The organism is Haloarcula sp. HT12 (assembly GCF_055271655.1).
In genome coordinates, this window is the sequence record NZ_JBUXKW010000004.1 from 240277 (window position 1) to 258434 (window position 18158).

Here is an 18158-nt window from a genome sequence, read left to right on the forward strand (position 1 = left end):
TGTCACTCCATAGCATCTTCGAGATCACTCTGAGCGTCATTGAGTGCTTTCTGCGGTGATTTCTGGTCCGCCAGTGCTTCCTGAATCGCCTGGACCATGCGGTCGTTGAATTCGCTGAAGTTGCCGAGTTTCGGCCGGGCACGCGCGTACTGTCCCGCTTCGACGAACGGCCCCCAGTTTTTCGACTCCGAGAAGTGTGATCGCTCACCGACGGCTTCGGTGACGGGGAGGAACCCTTTCTGCTTCGAGTACTCGAACCGTCGATCCTCGTCGAAGTAGAACCGGATCAGGTCCCGTGCGAGGTCCTTGTGTTCGCTCTGACTCAGGATGGCGAGCGTGTCGATAGTGAAGAGGCTGTACCGGCCCTCGGGTCCGCGAGGGACCTGAACGATACCGTAGTCGAAGTCCACCTCACCGTTTTCTTTCGCTTCGGTGATGTTGAGTCCCGTGTACACGTGTCCGATGACCATCCCGAGGTCACCGTTCTCGAAGAGCTGTCGGATGTCCTGCCGGGTCGAGGAGAGCGGTGAGGACTGGGTGACGCCGTGTTCCAGATGGAGATCGGTGTAAAAGGACAGGGCGTCGACAGCCCCGCTGGTGTTCACGACTGGCATCCCCTCGTCGTTCACGAGATCTGCCCCGTGGGACCAGTGGTAGTGGTAGTACTGTGAGCCAGTTTCGATGGCGTCGGCCCCCGCAAGCCCCAGTGCAGGCACGCTCGCATCACTGTCACGGATTGCCGTTGCGGCATCCAGCATGTCCTCCCACGAATCGAGTGCTGGGTTTTCGGGATCAAGACCGGCCGTCTCGAAGACATCCTTGTTGTAGTACAAGCACTTGTTCGAGGCAGCCCACGGCACGCCGTAGTGTGAGCCGTTGTACATCGTTCCCTCGGCGACCCCGTCGTAGAACTGGTCGCCGAACTCACCGTCCATCATGTCGTCGAGCGGTTCGAGGGCGTCCTTTCCAACGAGTTGGGGGATCCAGCGCGCAGGCCACCGACTGACGTCAGGGGCTTCACCTCCGTCGACCCGGTTGTTCACGGTTTGCCGGGCGTTGTCCCACGTAACGCTGGTAAACTCCACGTTGACCCCGTATTCGTCCTCGAAGGCTGCGTTGTTCTCATCGAAAAACTGCTTGATGTTGTCCCCGACGCCCATCGTGAGGAACTGGATGCTCTGCGTGTTGCCGTCGTCCCCGTCACTCCCGCTCCCACTATCCCCGTCGCCGCCATCCTCTCCGCTCCCGCCGTCGCCGCTACATCCAGCGATGGCAATGGCACCGCCCGCACCGAGTGCCTGAAGGAGCTGTCGGCGGTCGATACTGTCTTCGATAGACTCGCGGTTGTTATCGGACTGCATCATTAATGTCACCTATTTCCATGTACATAATTCTTTGTATTTCGTGGCTAACTGCTTAGGCATTGTTCTCGTGAACCGCGACCATCAGGGCCGCGAGCTCTTCGCCGATGATCGATCGGATTCGTTCGCCCGTTTCGGCGGTCGCCTGTTTCGGCGCACCGATGGCACCGGACGTGGAATACGCGTCGAACGGGCGGTAGACAGCGATGTCGCCCCCGTCGAGCAAGTCTTGTCCGCCCCATGTGTAGTGTTCGTCCATCGGCTCACCGTCGCGGATCTCCGGGTCGCCCACGAGATCCGGTCGGAGGGCGAGCATGAGGGACGTTTCGAACTCCCCGCCGTGGGCCATCCCACCAGTCTCGGTCGTTCGAAGCTCCTCGATTCTGTCCGATGCTAAGCGGAAGTACGTCGTTCCGAGGACCTCGGCTTCGGTGTCGACGCCGACGGTACTCACGACGGCGTTGATGAGGGAACTGTTTCCGCCGTGGCCGTTGACGAACAACACCGCATCGAACCCGTTTTCGATGCCCGCGTGTGCGATGTCTTCCAGTATTGCACGCAGATGGGCGAACTCAACCGACAGTGTCCCGCCGAACGACAGGTGATGTGGGGAAAAGCCGCTCCAGACCGGCGGCGTGACGACGATGGGAACGTCATCCAGACGCTCGATGGCGGTGTCAACCATTGCCTCGACGAGAAGCGTGTCGGTGACGACCGGGAGGTGATTGCCGTGTTGTTCGACGCTCCCGACGGGAATAACGAGGACGGAGCCGGGCTGTTCGCCGACGTCTCGGATCTGACTCGCAGTCATCCCGGCCCATTCGCTCTCTTTCCGACCGATAGTATCGTACAACATGTTAGGCTGATTCCGTCTGTCGTAGCTGGGTCAGTGCCAGTCGTTCGCCGTCAGGGCCGAACAGATGCATATCAGCTGTATGGAACCCTAACGAGAGTTCATCGCCCCGTTCCGGACGGTATTCGCTATCCACCCGGGCTACGACTTCTTTCGACCCCCCTGCAGTCTCCAGATAGAGAAAGTTGTCCGAGCCCATGGGTTCGACCACATCGACAACGGTATCGATGTACGCACCGGCGCTTTCGGCGACGAAATCCTCGGGACGTATGCCCAGCGTGTACTCCCCATCCGGGATGTCGACGTTGAGTGTAAACTCGACGTCTGCTGAGTGGAACGTAGCACTTCCGCCGCTGTTTGTCACACTCACCTCGAAGAAGTTCATCGACGGTGACCCGATGAACCCCGCAACGAATTTGTTGTTGGGCTCGTCGTAACAGCGCTCCGGTGGGGCGACCTGCTGGAGTTCGCCCTGATTGAGAATCACGATCCGGTCCGCCATCGTCATCGCTTCCGTCTGGTCGTGTGTGACGTAGATCGTCGTCACGTCTAGCTCTTCCTGGATCCGCTGGAGTTCCGTTCGCATCTGGGTCCGAAGCTTGGCGTCCAGGTTCGACAGCGGTTCGTCCATCAGAAACACTTCCGGATCGCGAACGATAGCTCGCCCGAGTGCGACACGCTGTTGCTGGCCACCCGAGAGCTGCTTCGGCAGGTCGTCCATGAGGTCCGAAATCTCCAACAGCTCGGCGGCTTCGTCGACGCGCTGTTCGATCTGGTCATCATACTCGCCTGACAGACGCAGCCCGAAGGACATGTTGTCCCGCACGGTCATGTGCGGATACAGTGCGTAGTTCTGGAACACCATCGCGATGTTCCGGTCCTGTGGACGAACGTCGTTGACTACGTCTCCACCGATAGCAATCTCGCCGTCGGTGACTGTTTCGAGTCCGGCAATCATCCGGAGCGTGGTTGATTTACCACATCCCGATGGTCCGACGACGACGACAAACTCCCCGTCTTCGACGGCCAAAGACAGGTCCTCAACTGCAAGGACATCGTCGTCGTATACCTTGCTGACGTTTGATAGTGTAACCTCGCTCATACGGAGTAAGCGGAGAATCACAACCATCACTAATAAATGTTGGTAGTATCAGCCCGATCTGGCAGACCAATCACGTAAAAATACCCGGAGTGCATACCGAACTTCGTTATGGCACTTGATCCGCGCTTCTGCAGCTAAAGCGCGACGTTTCAAATGGTGGCGGTGTCCTATACCGTAATGCAGTTATGCAGGATAGACGGGTCTCTACCCCGGGGAAAACAGGATATTGGAAAACCAAATATTAGTTTCCAATGAGGTTGAAAGCCACCTGTTGGTTACGGACTAGAAACCGGCTGAGCACGAACCGCCCCCAGAGCGTCTGAGGCCCCGAAATTCGGCATCCGATCTCGCTTCCCCCTCTTTCATGTGGTGTGTTGCCACGATACGTGTGTCGGGGCAACCTACAAAATAACAGGAGTACGCTTGTTAGAAAAATCCTTCAGACGAACTAGCGAAGGTTTCCAATACAGTTGAAAATACTTTGTCTCTCAGCGGAAGCTATTTTATCCTGCAAAAATAAGCTGTGCTATGCCCTCGCAAAATAAAAAAACGATCAGCGCAGTGGAAACGACGCTCGATATTCTCGCTGCGCTCGGAAAACTTGAACCAGTAGGCCTCTCTGAACTGGCGACTCATCTTGACATCCCGACGAGCACTGTTTTTATCCACCTCAACACACTGGTAGAGCGAGACTACGTTGTCAAGGAATCGGGCGAGTATCGTCGGTCTTTCCGGTTTTTAGAACTCGGTGGCAGCGTCCGGCAGGGACTCGATATCGGCCGACTACTGCGCAACAAAGTGGAAGAGCTCAGTAGAGAAACCGGAGAGATCGCCGGTGCCGGTATCGAAGAGAACGGACAGAGAGTTATCCTTTACAGGAGCTCCGGTGGAAAGGCCGCCGGCGACGAAATCCCGATCGGAAATCATACAGAGATGCACTGGACATCACTCGGTAAGGTTATTCTGGCGAACCTACCAGTCGAAAGACGAAACGAAATCGTTGCCGAACACGGGCTTCCGAGAGGCACGGACAACACATTGTCGTCCCGGTCCGATCTCGAATCAGCCCTCGCGCGCATCCGAGATCAGGGGTATGCGATAGACGATGAAGAGCACCTCAGAGGCGTTCGAGGCGTCGCCGTTCCGATATTTAACGATGAACAGGAGGTCATGGTGTCACTGGGCATCACCGGACCCAGAGACAGATTCAGCTCAAAATATATGGCAAACCTGTTAGAGGTGCTTCGCTATACCAAAAACGAAATCGAAGTACGGAGTCAGTATTACGAATACAGTACTATAGACGGCTAAGATATAGGCTGAACTCTCTAAATACGCCGAGGGAGTGCTGGACGTGTAGAAACTCCGCAGGCTGTTCTCTTTTGTTTATACAACTTCTCCCGAGCGATACTGTCCCCGACTGCTGATTTAATAGCTCCAAACTAAGCCCTTGGTATTGACATAACTGCGGAGATACGGATCGAAATACACATAAATATCCCAAGAACTAGATTAATGGATAGATAGGCTTGAAAACACTCAAATGAAAGTAAAATAAAAGATAGAAGAGTAATATAGCCGATTTAATGATTAGAGTCCATATATTTGATTTATCTCTGCGCAGTATGGAGACGTATTGTTGTTCCACTCAACCGATCACCACTCCACAGTCCACGACCGCCGGCCCAACCATCCGGTTCAGGTCCCATGGTTTCAATACGATCTGCTATTACACTCACCAGTAGTGAGACACCGCCATCGACCTGCCGCGCTCAACAGCCCTTGTCACGTTCAAACAGGACCGTTCAAAGGCGGCTGGAGCCCCGGACCGACCAGACCGAGGACCCACGTTTGCAGGTGCCAAGCATCAGGGCCGACACACGACCCGTCTGCTCGCACTGAATGACACCTTCGGCCACCGACCCGGATGTCTCGGATGGGACCGCTGCATCGGTCGTCCGACCGGCCGGTTCGACGGTGTGGCTTGTCGTAAGCGCAAGCGTCATCTCGATGGGATTGGCCGCCTACGAGATCGTCCCTGCGAGCGTGACGCCACTCATTCGGGAATCACTGGGGGTCGGGCCGACGGCGGCCGGCCTTTTGGTCGGGGTCATGTTCGGCACCGCTGTCGTCGCCAGCCTCCCCGCCGGTGCTGTGCTGGACCGGACCGATTCGAGAACTGCGATGGCCCTCGCGGTGGGCCTATTAGTCATCGCCGGGGTATGGGGCTGGCGAGCCGGTCGGCGTGGCCAGTACGAGTCGATCCTCGCATCGCGTGCACTGGGGGGAGCTGCGTACGTCGTTGTCTGGAACGCCGGTATCGATATGGTGAGCCGTGCCGTCGACGACTCTCACCGCGCGACAGCAGTCGGTATCTTCACCGCCAGCGGGCCGGTCGGCTTCGCACTCGGACAGGGAACGGGGCCGCTCATCGCCCAGCGGTTCGGCTGGCCGGCTGTCTTCCTGGCGTTTATCGGCCCCGCCCTCGCGGGATTGGTCGTCTTCTGGCCGGCGAGCCACGGGCACGGCGGCAGCCGTGGCGATGCCCCGTCCCTGCAGGAATTCGGTGCCGTGCTCCGGAGTTGGAACGTCTGGCTCATCGGCGTCATGGGCTTTTTGGGCTACGCACTGTACCTGTTCGTGAATAGCTGGGGCTCGTCGTACCTCACACAAGGACTGGGCTTTTCCCTTGCCGTGAGCGGGCTCGTCGTTGCTGTATTCCCCGCCGTGGGTGTACTCTCCCGAATCAGCGGCGGGCTCATTTCCGACCGGGTTTTTGACGGCAGACGGCGACCGGTCGTGCTGTGCTCGTTCGGTCTCGCCGCCCCGCTTCTCTTCGGGTTTACGCAGTTTCGCTCGCTGCCGCTGCTCGTTGCCGTCCTCTTGCTGATCGGGTTTGCGGTCCAACTGACGCTCGGCCTCTCGTTTACATACGTTCGAGAGGTCGTCGACCTGCGCGTGGCTGCAACGGCGGTCGCATTTCAGACCAGCGTCGGACTCGCGGGGGCGTTCGTTGCACCGATCGCGGGCGGGTTCGTAGTGAACAGGGCCGGATTTGAACCGGCGTTTCTGCTGGCTGGCGCGGTAGCTGTGGCCGGTATCCTCGTTGCTTGGCAGGCTCCAGAGCCAGGACGCCGGTAGGGAGATACGGCCTCACCTCTCTCTACCACGACGCAGTTCCACGCCCCCGTCCCGGTGTATTCGGACCAACTGATTTGATGCTGGCCTGTATATTGTGACCGAATGCCAGCCGAATCGTTCACACTCGCAGCCGCACAGGTCGAGCCCGTCTACCACGACAAGGAGGGAACGCTAGACAAGACGTGCCGATACATCGAACAGGCGGGCCGGGAGGGAGCAGACATCGTCGTCTTCCCCGAGACGTACTTCCCGGGCTATCCATACTGGCGGGGCAGCGTGTCCATCTCGAGGTGGACTGACTTGATGGTGGACCTCCAGAAAAACAGTCTCCATGTCGACGACGAGGCCGTCGAAATACTCGGTGAGACAGTCGCGGAAGCCGACCTCACGCTCGTGCTGGGTACGAACGAAGTCAGCGACCGACAGGGGAGTGAGACACTGTACAACTCGCTGTTTTATTTCGATAGCGGCGGGGACCTGATCGGTCGCCACCGTAAGCTGATGCCGACCCACGAGGAGCGTGCCATCTGGGGGCGGGGCGACCCATCGAGTCTGGCCACGTACGAGACAGATGTCGGGCGGCTCGGTGGCCTCATCTGCTATGAGAATCACATGACGCTCTCGAAGGCAGCGCTGACCACGATGGGCGAAGAGATACACGCCGCGGTCTGGCCCGGCTTCTGGGAACAGCACGGTCACCCGGGTGACAAGACCCGCGCCGAGACGAGCGAGGCCGTCGATACGTGTGACATCTATCCCGCGATGCGCGAGTACGCCTTCGAAACCCAGTCGTTCGTCGCAGCGTGTTCGGCGTACATGAGCGACGCTGTCCCGGACGGCTTCTCGGAGGACGAACTCGGATTCAACGTCGCCGCGGGCGGAAGCATGCTGATTAATCCGGCAGGGATCGTCAAAGCCGGGCCGCTGGTCGGTGAGGAGGGCCTTCTGACCGCCGAGTTCCGTGACGACGAACGACGGGCGACAAAAGCGTACTTCGACGCGATGGGCCACTACACTCGATGGGACGCGGTGAACCTGTCTATCAGCGACGAGACGCTTGCGCCGTCACAGCCCCGTGAACCCAGGACGGATGCGATTACAGCGAATGATACGCTCTCGGCAGCACACGCACAAGCGGTCGCTGAGGAACACGACGTGCCCGTCGAGGCTGTTGAAGCGGTTGCAGACGCACTAACTGAGTAATCGACCGGGGCAATCGCCCTCGATTGAACCGCAAAACAGTGTCCGGAGCGTTACTTGTTGTAACTGTCCGGAATCAACACGACACCGTGGAAATCGAAGAGATCGGAAACGACCGACTCGATACGACCGAAGTTCGGCGGGAGCGCGACTGCCGGCAGATAGAAATCGTCGTTTGAGATCTTGCTTTTCTCAGTGGCCTGAGTTTGTGGTTTGCTCATATCACTTCTGTATACTGGGTACAGCGTTCTAACTTCATTGGTGGATAATTCCGGGTATTTATTACGGCAAATTATAAACAATTGTTAATGCATATTACCGCCGATACGTCTGTTTCCTACCGGATCGAGTAGATTAACGGAATCTGATCCCCACGCTGGTTCCTGTCTCTTCGATGCCGTTACTATCCCGGTCGAAGCGTTCTCAGTGGTGAAAACACACAGCCCAGAGCGATAGATCTACCCGGAGCTGCAGTCAGCTTTATATTTTTGCCCTCGTGTGTGTACCTGTGCATGTAAACATTGACTTGGTTCCCCGACATATATACGGCAACTCACAGATGATAGCGCTCAGTGGTCGAACTGGTGCCCGTTTTTGATGCTTCGATAGCAGTCTCTTTCCCACACAATGTCAATAACGACGAAAATACACATCGAACACGAACGTCTCGCTCTGGTTCCGACGTTACAGAACCTCGAAGACATCGCGATCCGCGTCATCACGCAGGGAAATACTGACCCCGGATCGACCGTGTTTCCGTTCCTCATCGATTACCACGACAGGGAGCGACTCGAAGAGACACTCGACAACGATCCGACAGTCCAGAGCTACGAACTCGTCGACTGGACCGACCAGACCGGCATATACTACATCGAGCACACTCCCGAAACGAAACTCATCAGCTCTGTCGTGACCGATGTCAACGGGTTTCTGGTCCATACAGAGACCAAAGGGAACGGGTGGCTCGTCAGACTCCTGCTCCCCGACCGTGAGGCGCTCAACACGATCTGGGAATACGCCAACGAGAACGACATCTCGCTCGATATCATCGAAATATACGGAAACACGGACACCGGCGGTGAGTCGTCATACGGCTTGACAGACGAGCAGCGGATCGCGCTGATAACCGCGTACGAAAACGGCTATTTCGGGGAACCCAGAGACATCTCCCTGAACGAAGTCGCAGCCGAGATCGGACTGTCCTCGACGGCGATGAGTGGCCGGCTCCGACGGGGAATGCGGAACCTCATCGCGGCAACGATAATCGACAAAGAGGAGTGATCTCGAAAACCGACACCGGGGTATCGGATAACTACTTCACAGACCGAATCCTATTTTAGACTCAAATCAAAATACCACTACCTCATATGAATGCAAATAGTATTGTTTGGACGTAAATGCTGGAAAATAATTCTCTCGAGTCATAATACGAGCTACTTCACCGTAACAAGCTACTTCGACCGACCGTTCGAACCCTTTTCGCGGTAAACTGGCCGTAATGCCGTCGCATCCTTGTTGTATCCCAGCCAAACGCTCAACACCGTCGCGGCGAAGACCAGATACACGGGAAACAGGAGGACAAGCGCGTATCCAGCAAGCAGCGGTGTCAAAATGTCAAACCAGTACAACGTTGCAATTCCGGCGAGTCCACCGACGGCGCTCGCGACGATGCCCAGACGAAACGCCTGGGCAGCGGCGGGACCGGGCGACAGGTGAATCGTGTCCATACGATATTTTATATGGCTGACCCCCATAAGTCGCGCGCGAGACGCGTTATCGCGGTCCGAGTTAGCAATGGCACTGTGCCACCGTGACAGATCGGCCTTGCTTAGGGAGATGGTAGCTGGGGTCGTTCCGATTTCTGACAGCAAATTTCCAATTCCGGGAGTGGCGGTGGCCGATCATCCGCTGGGTCGAACTTATTACCAGCAGCCCGACAAGGGAAATGTATGAAACTCTCACTGATCGCCGCCGTCGCGGCAAACGGAGTGATCGGTGCCGGCGGCGACGTACCGTGGCAGTATCCCGAAGATCTGACACATTTCAAACGGACGACTACCGGCCATCCAGTAGTTATGGGGCGGCGGACTTTCGAGAGTATTCAACGCGATCTCGACGGTCCCCTGCCGGAGCGCCTGAACATCGTTTTGACCTCGACGCCGCAACGGCTTCCTGACAGTGTCACGGCCGTTACGTCGATCACGGCTGCGTTAGCCAAAGCAAACGAAAGTGGAGCCTCGACGACGTACGTTATCGGGGGCGGTACTGTATACGAGCAGTTTCTCCCACGAGCCGACGAACTGCTCTTGACCGAACTCACCGCGGCTTTCGACGGCGACACCGTTTTTCCGACCGTCGACTGGTCCTGCTGGACTGAAACGGAGCGAACGACTCACAGCGATTTCGACATCGTGAAATACACTCGCACTGACAGCGGCCCGGCATGACGTATTTCCGAGAAATCACAGCCGTTGCTCGGCTATGTTCCGTGCGGTCTGTTCCGCGGGATCCCAGCCTTACCACCACTGGGAACGCGACTTCGAATTTTCGACGTATATACCCTCACAGGCCATAAAATTACAGTTCCAGTCACTATCACTGCCCGCAAAAAACCATCCCGTATTTAAACCCCAGAAGCAAGTAACAGTATCTTTTATTAGCATTTCTCGTCTTTTCACACAGGCATGAGCGGTAACGAGGAACACCCTAACTATCCCAGTGTCGACCAGTCAGATCGGACAGTCCCCCGTAACCTCCGCCAGACTGGTGACCCCAACATCGAGATGTTGGTGTCAACGCGCGTTCGAAAATCCCCGTTCTTCCACAAGTCTTTCAACGAGGAGGGTGCCTGGCGAGCGACCGTCTACAACCGCCTCTATCACCCACGCGGCCTCATCGAACCCGAAGACGGCGGCGTGATGAAGGAATACGACGCACTGACTAACACCGTCACCCTCTGGGACGTCGCCGTAGAGCGCCAGATTCGTGTCAAAGGGCCGGACGCCGAGGCGCTGACGAACTACGTCGTCACCCGCGACGTGACGGGTATGGACGCCATGGACGGGAAGTACGTGATCCTCTGTAACGAGGACGGTGGCGTCCTCAACGACCCCGTCCTGCTGCGCCCCGAGGAAGACGAGTTCTGGTTCTCCATTTCTGACTCGACGCTGATGCAGTGGCTACAGGGCGTCAACGTCGACAACGACTTCGACGTCGAAATCGACGAGATTGACGTCGCACCGATGCAGATCCAGGGCCCGAGAGCGCTCGACGTAATGGTCGACGTCGTCGGTGACAAGGTCAAAGACGTCCCGTACTACGGCCTGATGGACGCCGAAATCGACGGCGTCGACGTGCTCATCAGCCAAACGGGCTTCTCCGGCGAGAAGGGCTTCGAGATCTACGTCAAAGACGCGAGCAAGTACGCCGAACGAGTTTGGGACCCTGTCATGGCGTCGGTCAAAGACCACGGCGGGCGTCAGATCGCTCCCGGCCACCACCGCCGGATCGCCGCAGGCATCATGTCCTGGGGACAGGACCTCGACCACGAAACCTCCCCGTTCCAGGTCAACCTCGGCTACCACGTCCCCGACGACAAGGAGGCCGACTACATCGGGAAAGAGACGCTCGAAGAACAGAAAGAACAGATCGAGAACGGCAACTACCCGTTCCAGCACAAGCTTATCGGCCTGAAGATCGCCGGCGAGCCGATCCGCGACTACGCTCCCGACTTCTGGCTCATCTCCGACCCGGACACGGGCGAGGAATGCGGCTACCTCACCTCCCCGTGGTGGAATCCGGACCTGGAGACCAACATCGGCATGGGCTTTGTCCCGGCTGAGAAGATTCAGGAAGTCACCGACACGCCGCTCAACGACGAAATCTACGACGAGGAATTTGATCTGGAGTTCCGGGTTCACCTCCCCGACGAGTACGCCGAGGAACCTGGCGAACCGGTGTTCGCGACCGCCGCCAAGGTGCCGTTCAAGGAGTCCGTCAATCCGAGCGCCCGAGAACAGGCCAAACTCAACGCCCGGAAAGAGGCCGAAAGCGACGACTAATCCTCATTCGGTCTATCCAGGTAATCCACACATCTGTCACTCAGCCGTTCTGCTTCGGGCGACGGTTGAGACTTTCGGGGCCGACTTATAACTACGGAGAAGGAACGTCACTCTCTTTCAGCGTGGCCCAGACTAAGTTCTGCGGACCGCTTTGGCTGGCAAGTATTCGAGCAGGTACTTTTCCGGGCTACGTCCCGAACAACTCTGGCCCGCAGCGAGTTTATTGACAGCCACAGATGCCGTGGCAGGTCGAGTACAGGTCCGGTATAGCTGGTAGAATCAGGATACTCGGAAGTACAACCGATGTCAGGAGTCGAGACGCTTGTGCCGCCACTTCTCCGTGTCGGGCGTCTGATTGAACGTGTAGATGTGGACGCCGCGGATATTGTACTCGTCGTCCCCGACGTATGGCGCGAGACCGTCGATGAGTTCATCGGGTTCGTAGGTCCCGCGGGAGCCGACCAGTTGCTTGACGAACCCGAGAATGCCTGTCGTCTTCCTGAGGAATTTGATCGAGTCACCCACGCCGACCTTTTGCGAGATCTGCATCAGACGCTGGTAGTTCATCACGCCCGGGATGCCGACCTCGACCGGGAGTTCGACACCGCGAGCGCGGATGTCCTCGACCCACTCCAGCACTGTCTCTGGATCGTAACAGAGCTGGGTGACGATGTACGTCGCGTACGGTGCTTTCTGTGCCATCGACTCCGCTAGCGTCTCGTCGTCGATGAAGTCGTGGCCCTCGGGGTAGCCCGTGATGCCGACCTCCTCGAAGGAGTACTCGGTTTCTGTGAGCGCTTCGAGCAGATCGAGCGCAGATTCGTACTCACCGGCCGGTTCCTCGCGGTCGCCGCCCGGGACGAAGATGTCTGTGATGCCCGCCTGTTCCAGTCGCTCGGCAATCGCTTCGAGTTGCTCTCGGCCTTCTACGTAGCGGGCCGCGATGTGTGGCACGACTTCGTACCCCATTTCCGCGGCTTCCTCCGTTTTCTCGACGGTCTTCTCGATGCCGAGCTGTGGCGAGGTGGTGATCGCGACAGTGGCGTCGTCGGGGAGATGGGTGATCTCCTCGTCGAAGCTCTCGAACGGCATCAGTTCGAACCGTGCGCTCGTCAGCAGCGTCCTGACACCCTGACTGTCTGCGACAGCGCGTGTTCCGAGGGCCATGATCTGCCGGAGATTAGGCGTACCCGTACTTTTCTCTGTGGGTGGGTCATCGAACCCCTTTATAATAACCCCCTCTATCACGCGGTACCGGGCGTACACTGCCGGATCCGACTAGCTACGGTCCCGTAGGAGACGCTGTGGTCGGGTTCGTCCGCGAGCCGACACAGGACGAGATCCAGCAGATTGAGTTCCTCCAGGAGGTCCCGGGTCTGGCTCCGATCGAGACTCAGGCACCGCTGGACCTCGTACACGGTGTCCGAATCGACGACCGCATCCGCGATGTCGCAGAGTTGGACATCAGCCGGGAGTCCAAGCCCGTCAGTCACCAGTTGTTCGTCGGGGAGTTCCGACCGCTCGGCCGAAACGGGTTCGACCACGCTGACCTGTTCGTCCTCAGCCTCAGTCTGCGTGGCCTCGTCGGACTCCCCTGATTTGGGCGACGCTTCTTCCGCGTCGTCACTGGACGTGTTGTACGTGTTCGGGACGTGGATGTCCGCCTCTATCATGTACCGGCGGACAGTCTCGGAGGAGACGTCCATCTGTATCTGCTCGGCGATCTCCCTGAAGTTGTCGCAGTCGTCGTACAGCGCTTGTAGGTAGTCCGTGTCTTCGTACGGCGGCACGGAATCATCGCGAACAGCGGCGAAGGGATCCGACTCCGTATCGGCCTCGCGATTAGACCGGGTTTCTGCCGTCAGTTCGCCGTCTGACTGCGAGGATGTTTGCGAATCATCGCCTCCAGCAGGGGGTGCCGCCGAATCCGAGCCGTTCGAACCATCGATGGGCGCACTGCCCCCGGTATCGGCTGAAGTCACTGCGCTGACTGTTGCTGACTCGTCGGTGCCGACCCCGCAATCGACGCTGGGCTCCCCGTCCGGTGTGGCTGTGGCGTCGATTGTCAACTGTACCGTCAGGAGCAAGCCGTCGTCGGTGACGGTGGCTGAAGCGTCACCTATCGACAGTGAGACACCGGCAGGTGACGGGAGTTCAGTTGCGGACGGCGTGAACGTCACTTCGAGGTCACCGCTGTCAGTTAGTCTCGCCGTCTCCGGCGTGAGACCTTCCCCGGCGCCGCCGCCAGAACGCAGTGAGACCGGCATCGCCAGCGTCACGTCGAGGACTGCGGTACCGGTGTCGGCCGGCGATGCTTCGACGGTCTGGATGGCGCGACCACGAGATTCGTATGCATCGATGACCTCCGCGAGCGCCGTGAAGGCGGTGTGAAGTCCCATGTCATTGAGTAACTATGACACGTTATGGTGTAGAGATAGGTGTGGAATACCCAACCCATTTATATACCTCCGCAAAACTGTGGCTACCAACTCAGGGTTGAACAGTGCTCGCGGACGGATCACTGGATGCGCGACGGCTATCGCGGCGTGGCGATGCCTGCGAGGCGTTCCCCTTTCACGACGACAGACCCCCTGGCAAGCGAGAAGATCACTCCCCGTTCTGTCGCTGAGACGACCTGTTGTTGTTCGAACGAGGCGGGTTCGTAGACGGTCCCCAGACGCGTCCCGGCATCGACGGTGTCGCCGACGGCGACGTCCGGCCGGCATTCGAACAGTCCCGATTCCGACGCGGTGACCGGCTCCGCGTCGTTGCGGAGCACCGTCTGCTCAGCCCGAGGTTCCGGCTCCGCCGGGAGCACAGCCCGCTCGCGCAAGAGATTCCGTAGCCCGTCGACACCTGCCGCGACTGCGCTCTGTGCGATCCGGCGACTGTTCGACAGCTCCGCAGTGATAACCGGAATCCCGGACGCCGCAGCCGCAGCACGGAACGTCCCGCCTGAGCCGTCGTCGTTTCCGTCTTTGGGGCTGTCGGTGAGCCTATAGGAAGTGCCGAAGGCTTCGGCGAGTCGTTCGGCGCCCGGATCGCCCGACTGGCACCGGACGTGTTCTAGCATGTCTGCCGTGCCGGTGTGGAGATCGACCGCTGCGTCGGCGTCTTTCACGAGTTCCCACAGTCGGGCGGCGAACTGTTCCTGGAGGCTTCCCGAGCTGTCGCCCGGCCACACGCGGTTCAGGTTCGGATTCATCACGTCGTACTCGCCGGGGGTCATGTACGACCGATGGTCGAACGCGAGTTGATTCACCACTGGAACGACGACGACTGTCCCGGCGATGCTCGCGTCGATCAGGTGGTCGTGGAGTCGCCGCAACGCGGCCGGGCCGTTGAGTTCGATGCCGTGTTGCGCCGCCTGGATGTACACTGTCGGTCCGGGGCCACCGACGTATCGGTGAACAGTCACGGACACGTCCCGTCCCGACGGCAGTCGTCCGAGCCGTCGATCAGTCGTCGTGTGCGTGACTGACGCGTAGTCCATACCGATGCCCGGTGGCGCGCAGACAAAAAACACCGGGAGCAGGGCCACTGTCGGAGCAATCGCTGTTACTAGCGCACGCGCGTCGATACCCATCAAGAGCCGAACCACAGCGGTCGCCGACGGTGTGAGAGTACCGTACCGACAACGGGTAGGGTACCGTTAACACATAACTCGCCAATACAATCGGCCAGTTGGTCGCGACCAGTCTGCTCTGAACGAAAGCGATAACCACCACAGGGGACCCAAATCTATTAACAATGGTACTCCTGTTATTCTGAAACACTACGTGATGTCCCACTATCACTTTGAAAAAGAATCGGAGCATGCGGTAACTATATTGGACCGCCATAGCACGTTTTACACAGAGTTATGAAGCCTACCGACAGCCTGCCGACCCAGGCCGACACCGTCATCGTCGGTGCCGGAATCGTCGGCTGCAACATCGCCTACCAGCTGACAGAGCTCGGCCGTGAGGACGTGGTCGTCGTCGACCAGGGGCCGATGCCGACGACGGGTGGATCGTCGACGCACGCTCCCGGGATTATGTTCCAGACTGCGGAACCGAAGGTCCTCAGCCAGTTCGCGGACTACAGCCGGCGGCTGTACTCGGACCTCGAAGGGGCAGACGGCCACCAGGCGTACAACGAAACGGGCGGCATCGAAGTCGCGCGCAGCGATGAGCGGATGGACTTCCTCCAGCGACGCGTCGAGTACGCCAAGGCCTGGGGCATCGAGGACCCCCAGTTGCTCTCGCCCGAGGAAGTGACCGAGCACCTCCCGCTTGTCGATGCTGACCAGATCAAGGGCGGCTACTACTCCCCGACGGACGGACAGGTCTCCGGTGTCGTCGCGTGTGACGCACTGGCCCGGGAAGCGATGGACAGGGGCGCGAAGTTCGTCCCCCACACCCGTACCGAGGACGTCGAGACCGAGAACGGCTCGGTAGCGGCTGTCGTCACGGAGAACGGTACTATCGAGTGCAACGAGGTCGTCGTCGCGACGAACATCTGGGCTCGCCAGCTCGGCGAGAAACTCGACGTACACCTGCCGGTGACGCCCGTCGAGCACCAGTACACGATGACGGAGTCGCTTGAAGAACTGGCAGACAGTGCGGTCGACATCACCGATCACCCGCTGTTCGAGAACTACGAGAACGTCTCCGGCGAGAAGGCAAAGCGACTCCTCGTGGGGCCGGACCGCCCGATTCTGCGCGATCAGGACAACGCGATGTACTACCGGAACCACGGGGATTCCTACGGTATCGGCTCGTACAACCACGAGCCCATCGTGCCCGACCCGCTGGAACTGGGCGGGAACGACCCGGACGGCGAGCAGGGATCGGTCCACGAGTTCACCGATTACCACATGGACAACGCCACCCATCCGGATCGCCCGGACAAGGCCCCGCGACAGGCCAGCGACGAGCTGTTGCCCGCGACGGCCGGCAAGGAACTCGAACACAAGTACAACGGGATGTTCGCGGAGTCGCCCAACGGCCTCCCCGTGATGGGGCCCGTTCAGGAGTACGACGGCCTCTGGACGGCGGCGGCGATCTGGGTCACCCACGCCGGCGGTGCCGGGAAGGCTCTGGCCGAGTGGATGGAACACGGCGTCCCGCGCCTGCCGGACGGCCCGATCGACCTCGCGCACTGCGACGTGAACCGTTTCGACGAGCACGAGGGAAGCTGGGACTTCGCCCGGGACATCGGTGGCGAGGAGTACCGCATCGTCTACAACATCATGCACCCCAAGTGGGTCTGGACCGACAAACAGCGGGACATCCGTCGAACCCCGATGTACCACACCCACAAGAAGTACGACGCCGAACTGTGGGCCGAGGCGGGCTGGGAGGAACCACACTGGTTCGAGTCTAACGCCGACCTGCTGGCGGAGTACGGCGACCGGATTCCTGACCGCGAAGGCTGGGAGGCGAAGTACTGGTCGCCCATCGAGGGTGCTGAGGCACTGAACGTCCGCAACAACGTCGGGCTCCACGACATGACCTCCTTCAACAAGATGGAAGTCGTCGGGAGCGACGCCGGCGAGTTCGTCCAGTACCTCTGTACGAACGACATGGACATCGACGTGGGCGACGTGAAGTACACGCTGATGTGCAACGAGGGCGGCGGCGTCCGGGCGGATATTACGGTCACGCGAACCGACGAGGACCGCTACCTCCTGTTGACTACGGGTCGCGAGGTGGGCAACAACCACGTCGCGTGGGTGCGCGAGCAGTCCCCCGACGACGTGGTCGTCAACGACGTGACCTCCAGCCTGGCGGCGATGGTCTGTACCGGCCCGAACGCCCGGAAGGTCCTCTCGAAGGTCACCGACGTCGACCTCTCGGACGACGCCTTCCCGTTTTTCACGAGCCAGCAGTTCTTCGTGAAGAACATCCCCGTCATCGCGCTGCGAGTCTCCTATGCGGGCGAACTCGGCTGGGAGTTCTACACGCCCTCGGAGTACGGCGAACGCCTCTGGGAGCACATCATGGAGGCCGGTGAGGAGTACGGTATCAGGCCCTATGGCAACGGCGCACTGAACTCCCTCCGCATCGAGAAGGGGTTCCGCCTCTGGGGGAAGGACCTCCACACGGAGCACAACCCCTACGAGGCCGGCCTCGGCTGGGCGGTCGACCTCGAAACCGACTTCATCGGCAAGGAGGCGGTCGCGGCGGCCGCCGACGGCGACAACATCGACCACAAAGTCGCGTGCCTGACGCTGGACGACGAGGACGCCGTCGTGCTGGACAACAAGCCCGTGCTCGACGGCGACGAGACCATAGGCTACCTCCACAGCGCCGAGTACGGCTACACCGAAGGGGCCTGCGTCGCCTACACGTACCTGCCGCCCGAGTACGCCGAACCCGGAACCAGCGTCGAAATCCTCTACGAGGGAGAGCGGTACGACGCGACTGTGCGTGAGGAACCGCTCGTCTGAGGGCGAG

15 protein-coding genes are annotated in these 18158 nt (G+C 59.3%); 7 read left to right on the top strand and 8 right to left on the bottom strand.

All coding sequences use genetic code 11. From position 1 onward, the window contains the following. Positions 1 to 2: 2 nt before the first annotated feature. From ACY9XZ_RS14270 to ACY9XZ_RS14280, 3 genes are read right to left on the bottom strand one after another with little or no spacing between them, the layout of a single operon-like run. The gene (locus ACY9XZ_RS14270) at positions 3 to 1361 is read right to left on the bottom strand and encodes an ABC transporter substrate-binding protein (RefSeq protein WP_463457687.1); all 1359 of its coding nucleotides are present in this window, start codon (positions 1359 to 1361) and stop codon (positions 3 to 5) included. A gap of 55 nt (positions 1362 to 1416) precedes the next feature. After that, positions 1417 to 2217 carry a creatininase family protein gene (locus ACY9XZ_RS14275; protein ID WP_463457688.1) on the bottom strand — a complete coding sequence of 267 codons (801 nt, stop codon included), beginning with the start codon at positions 2215 to 2217 and terminating at the stop codon, positions 1417 to 1419. A gap of 1 nt (position 2218) precedes the next feature. After that, positions 2219 to 3316 carry an ABC transporter ATP-binding protein gene (locus ACY9XZ_RS14280; RefSeq protein ID WP_463457689.1) on the bottom strand — a complete coding sequence of 366 codons (1098 nt, stop codon included), beginning with the start codon at positions 3314 to 3316 and terminating at the stop codon, positions 2219 to 2221. A gap of 528 nt (positions 3317 to 3844) precedes the next feature. Here ACY9XZ_RS14280 and ACY9XZ_RS14285 point away from each other — a divergent pair. From ACY9XZ_RS14285 to ACY9XZ_RS14295, 3 genes are all read left to right on the top strand, one after another. Continuing rightward, positions 3845 to 4627, top strand: coding sequence for an IclR family transcriptional regulator (locus ACY9XZ_RS14285; RefSeq protein ID WP_463457690.1), 783 nt, complete (start codon positions 3845 to 3847; stop codon positions 4625 to 4627). Positions 4628 to 5218: 591 nt separating this feature from the next. Continuing rightward, a complete protein-coding gene (locus ACY9XZ_RS14290; RefSeq protein ID WP_463457691.1) occupies positions 5219 to 6457 on the top strand; it encodes an MFS transporter in 1239 nt (412 codons plus the stop codon). 102 nt (positions 6458 to 6559) lie between these two features. After that, the gene (locus ACY9XZ_RS14295) at positions 6560 to 7660 is read left to right on the top strand and encodes a carbon-nitrogen hydrolase family protein (RefSeq protein WP_463457692.1); all 1101 of its coding nucleotides are present in this window, start codon (positions 6560 to 6562) and stop codon (positions 7658 to 7660) included. Between the two features lie 50 nt (positions 7661 to 7710). Here the strand turns inward: ACY9XZ_RS14295 and ACY9XZ_RS14300 are convergent, their stop codons facing one another. Continuing rightward, positions 7711 to 7878 carry a hypothetical protein gene (locus ACY9XZ_RS14300; protein ID WP_463457693.1) on the bottom strand — a complete coding sequence of 56 codons (168 nt, stop codon included), beginning with the start codon at positions 7876 to 7878 and terminating at the stop codon, positions 7711 to 7713. Positions 7879 to 8284: 406 nt separating this feature from the next. Between ACY9XZ_RS14300 and ACY9XZ_RS14305 the strand changes: the two genes are divergently transcribed. Further along, positions 8285 to 8938, top strand: a complete 654-nt coding sequence (locus tag ACY9XZ_RS14305) for a helix-turn-helix domain-containing protein (protein ID WP_463457694.1) — start codon at positions 8285 to 8287, stop codon at positions 8936 to 8938. A 170-nt stretch (positions 8939 to 9108) separates the two neighbouring features. Here the strand turns inward: ACY9XZ_RS14305 and ACY9XZ_RS14310 are convergent, their stop codons facing one another. Next, entirely contained in the window at positions 9109 to 9384 is a 276-nt protein-coding gene (locus tag ACY9XZ_RS14310; protein ID WP_463457695.1) for a hypothetical protein, read from the bottom strand. Positions 9385 to 9606: 222 nt separating this feature from the next. On the opposite strand from ACY9XZ_RS14310, the gene ACY9XZ_RS14315 reads away from it, so the two are divergent. Both ACY9XZ_RS14315 and ACY9XZ_RS14320 read left to right on the top strand, forming a co-directional pair. Then, positions 9607 to 10104: a dihydrofolate reductase gene (locus tag ACY9XZ_RS14315; protein WP_463457696.1), complete on the top strand. Its 498-nt coding sequence runs from the start codon at positions 9607 to 9609 to the stop codon at positions 10102 to 10104. A gap of 237 nt (positions 10105 to 10341) precedes the next feature. Beyond that, positions 10342 to 11718 (top strand): aminomethyltransferase family protein, encoded by a 1377-nt coding sequence (locus tag ACY9XZ_RS14320; RefSeq protein ID WP_463457697.1) that lies wholly within the window; start codon positions 10342 to 10344, stop codon positions 11716 to 11718. A gap of 306 nt (positions 11719 to 12024) precedes the next feature. Here ACY9XZ_RS14320 and ACY9XZ_RS14325 read toward each other — a convergent pair whose 3' ends face one another. The 3 genes from ACY9XZ_RS14325 to ACY9XZ_RS14335 form a co-directional block, all read right to left on the bottom strand. Continuing rightward, positions 12025 to 12885 (bottom strand): methylenetetrahydrofolate reductase, encoded by an 861-nt coding sequence (locus tag ACY9XZ_RS14325; RefSeq protein WP_463457698.1) that lies wholly within the window; start codon positions 12883 to 12885, stop codon positions 12025 to 12027. A 77-nt stretch (positions 12886 to 12962) separates the two neighbouring features. Next, positions 12963 to 14117 carry a hypothetical protein gene (locus ACY9XZ_RS14330; protein WP_463457699.1) on the bottom strand — a complete coding sequence of 385 codons (1155 nt, stop codon included), beginning with the start codon at positions 14115 to 14117 and terminating at the stop codon, positions 12963 to 12965. A gap of 137 nt (positions 14118 to 14254) precedes the next feature. Further along, positions 14255 to 15211, bottom strand: a complete 957-nt coding sequence (locus tag ACY9XZ_RS14335) for a succinylglutamate desuccinylase/aspartoacylase family protein (protein WP_463457700.1) — start codon at positions 15209 to 15211, stop codon at positions 14255 to 14257. Between the two features lie 369 nt (positions 15212 to 15580). On the opposite strand from ACY9XZ_RS14335, the gene ACY9XZ_RS14340 reads away from it, so the two are divergent. Next, positions 15581 to 18151: a GcvT family protein gene (locus ACY9XZ_RS14340; protein ID WP_463457701.1), complete on the top strand. Its 2571-nt coding sequence runs from the start codon at positions 15581 to 15583 to the stop codon at positions 18149 to 18151. Positions 18152 to 18158 lie beyond the last annotated feature (7 nt).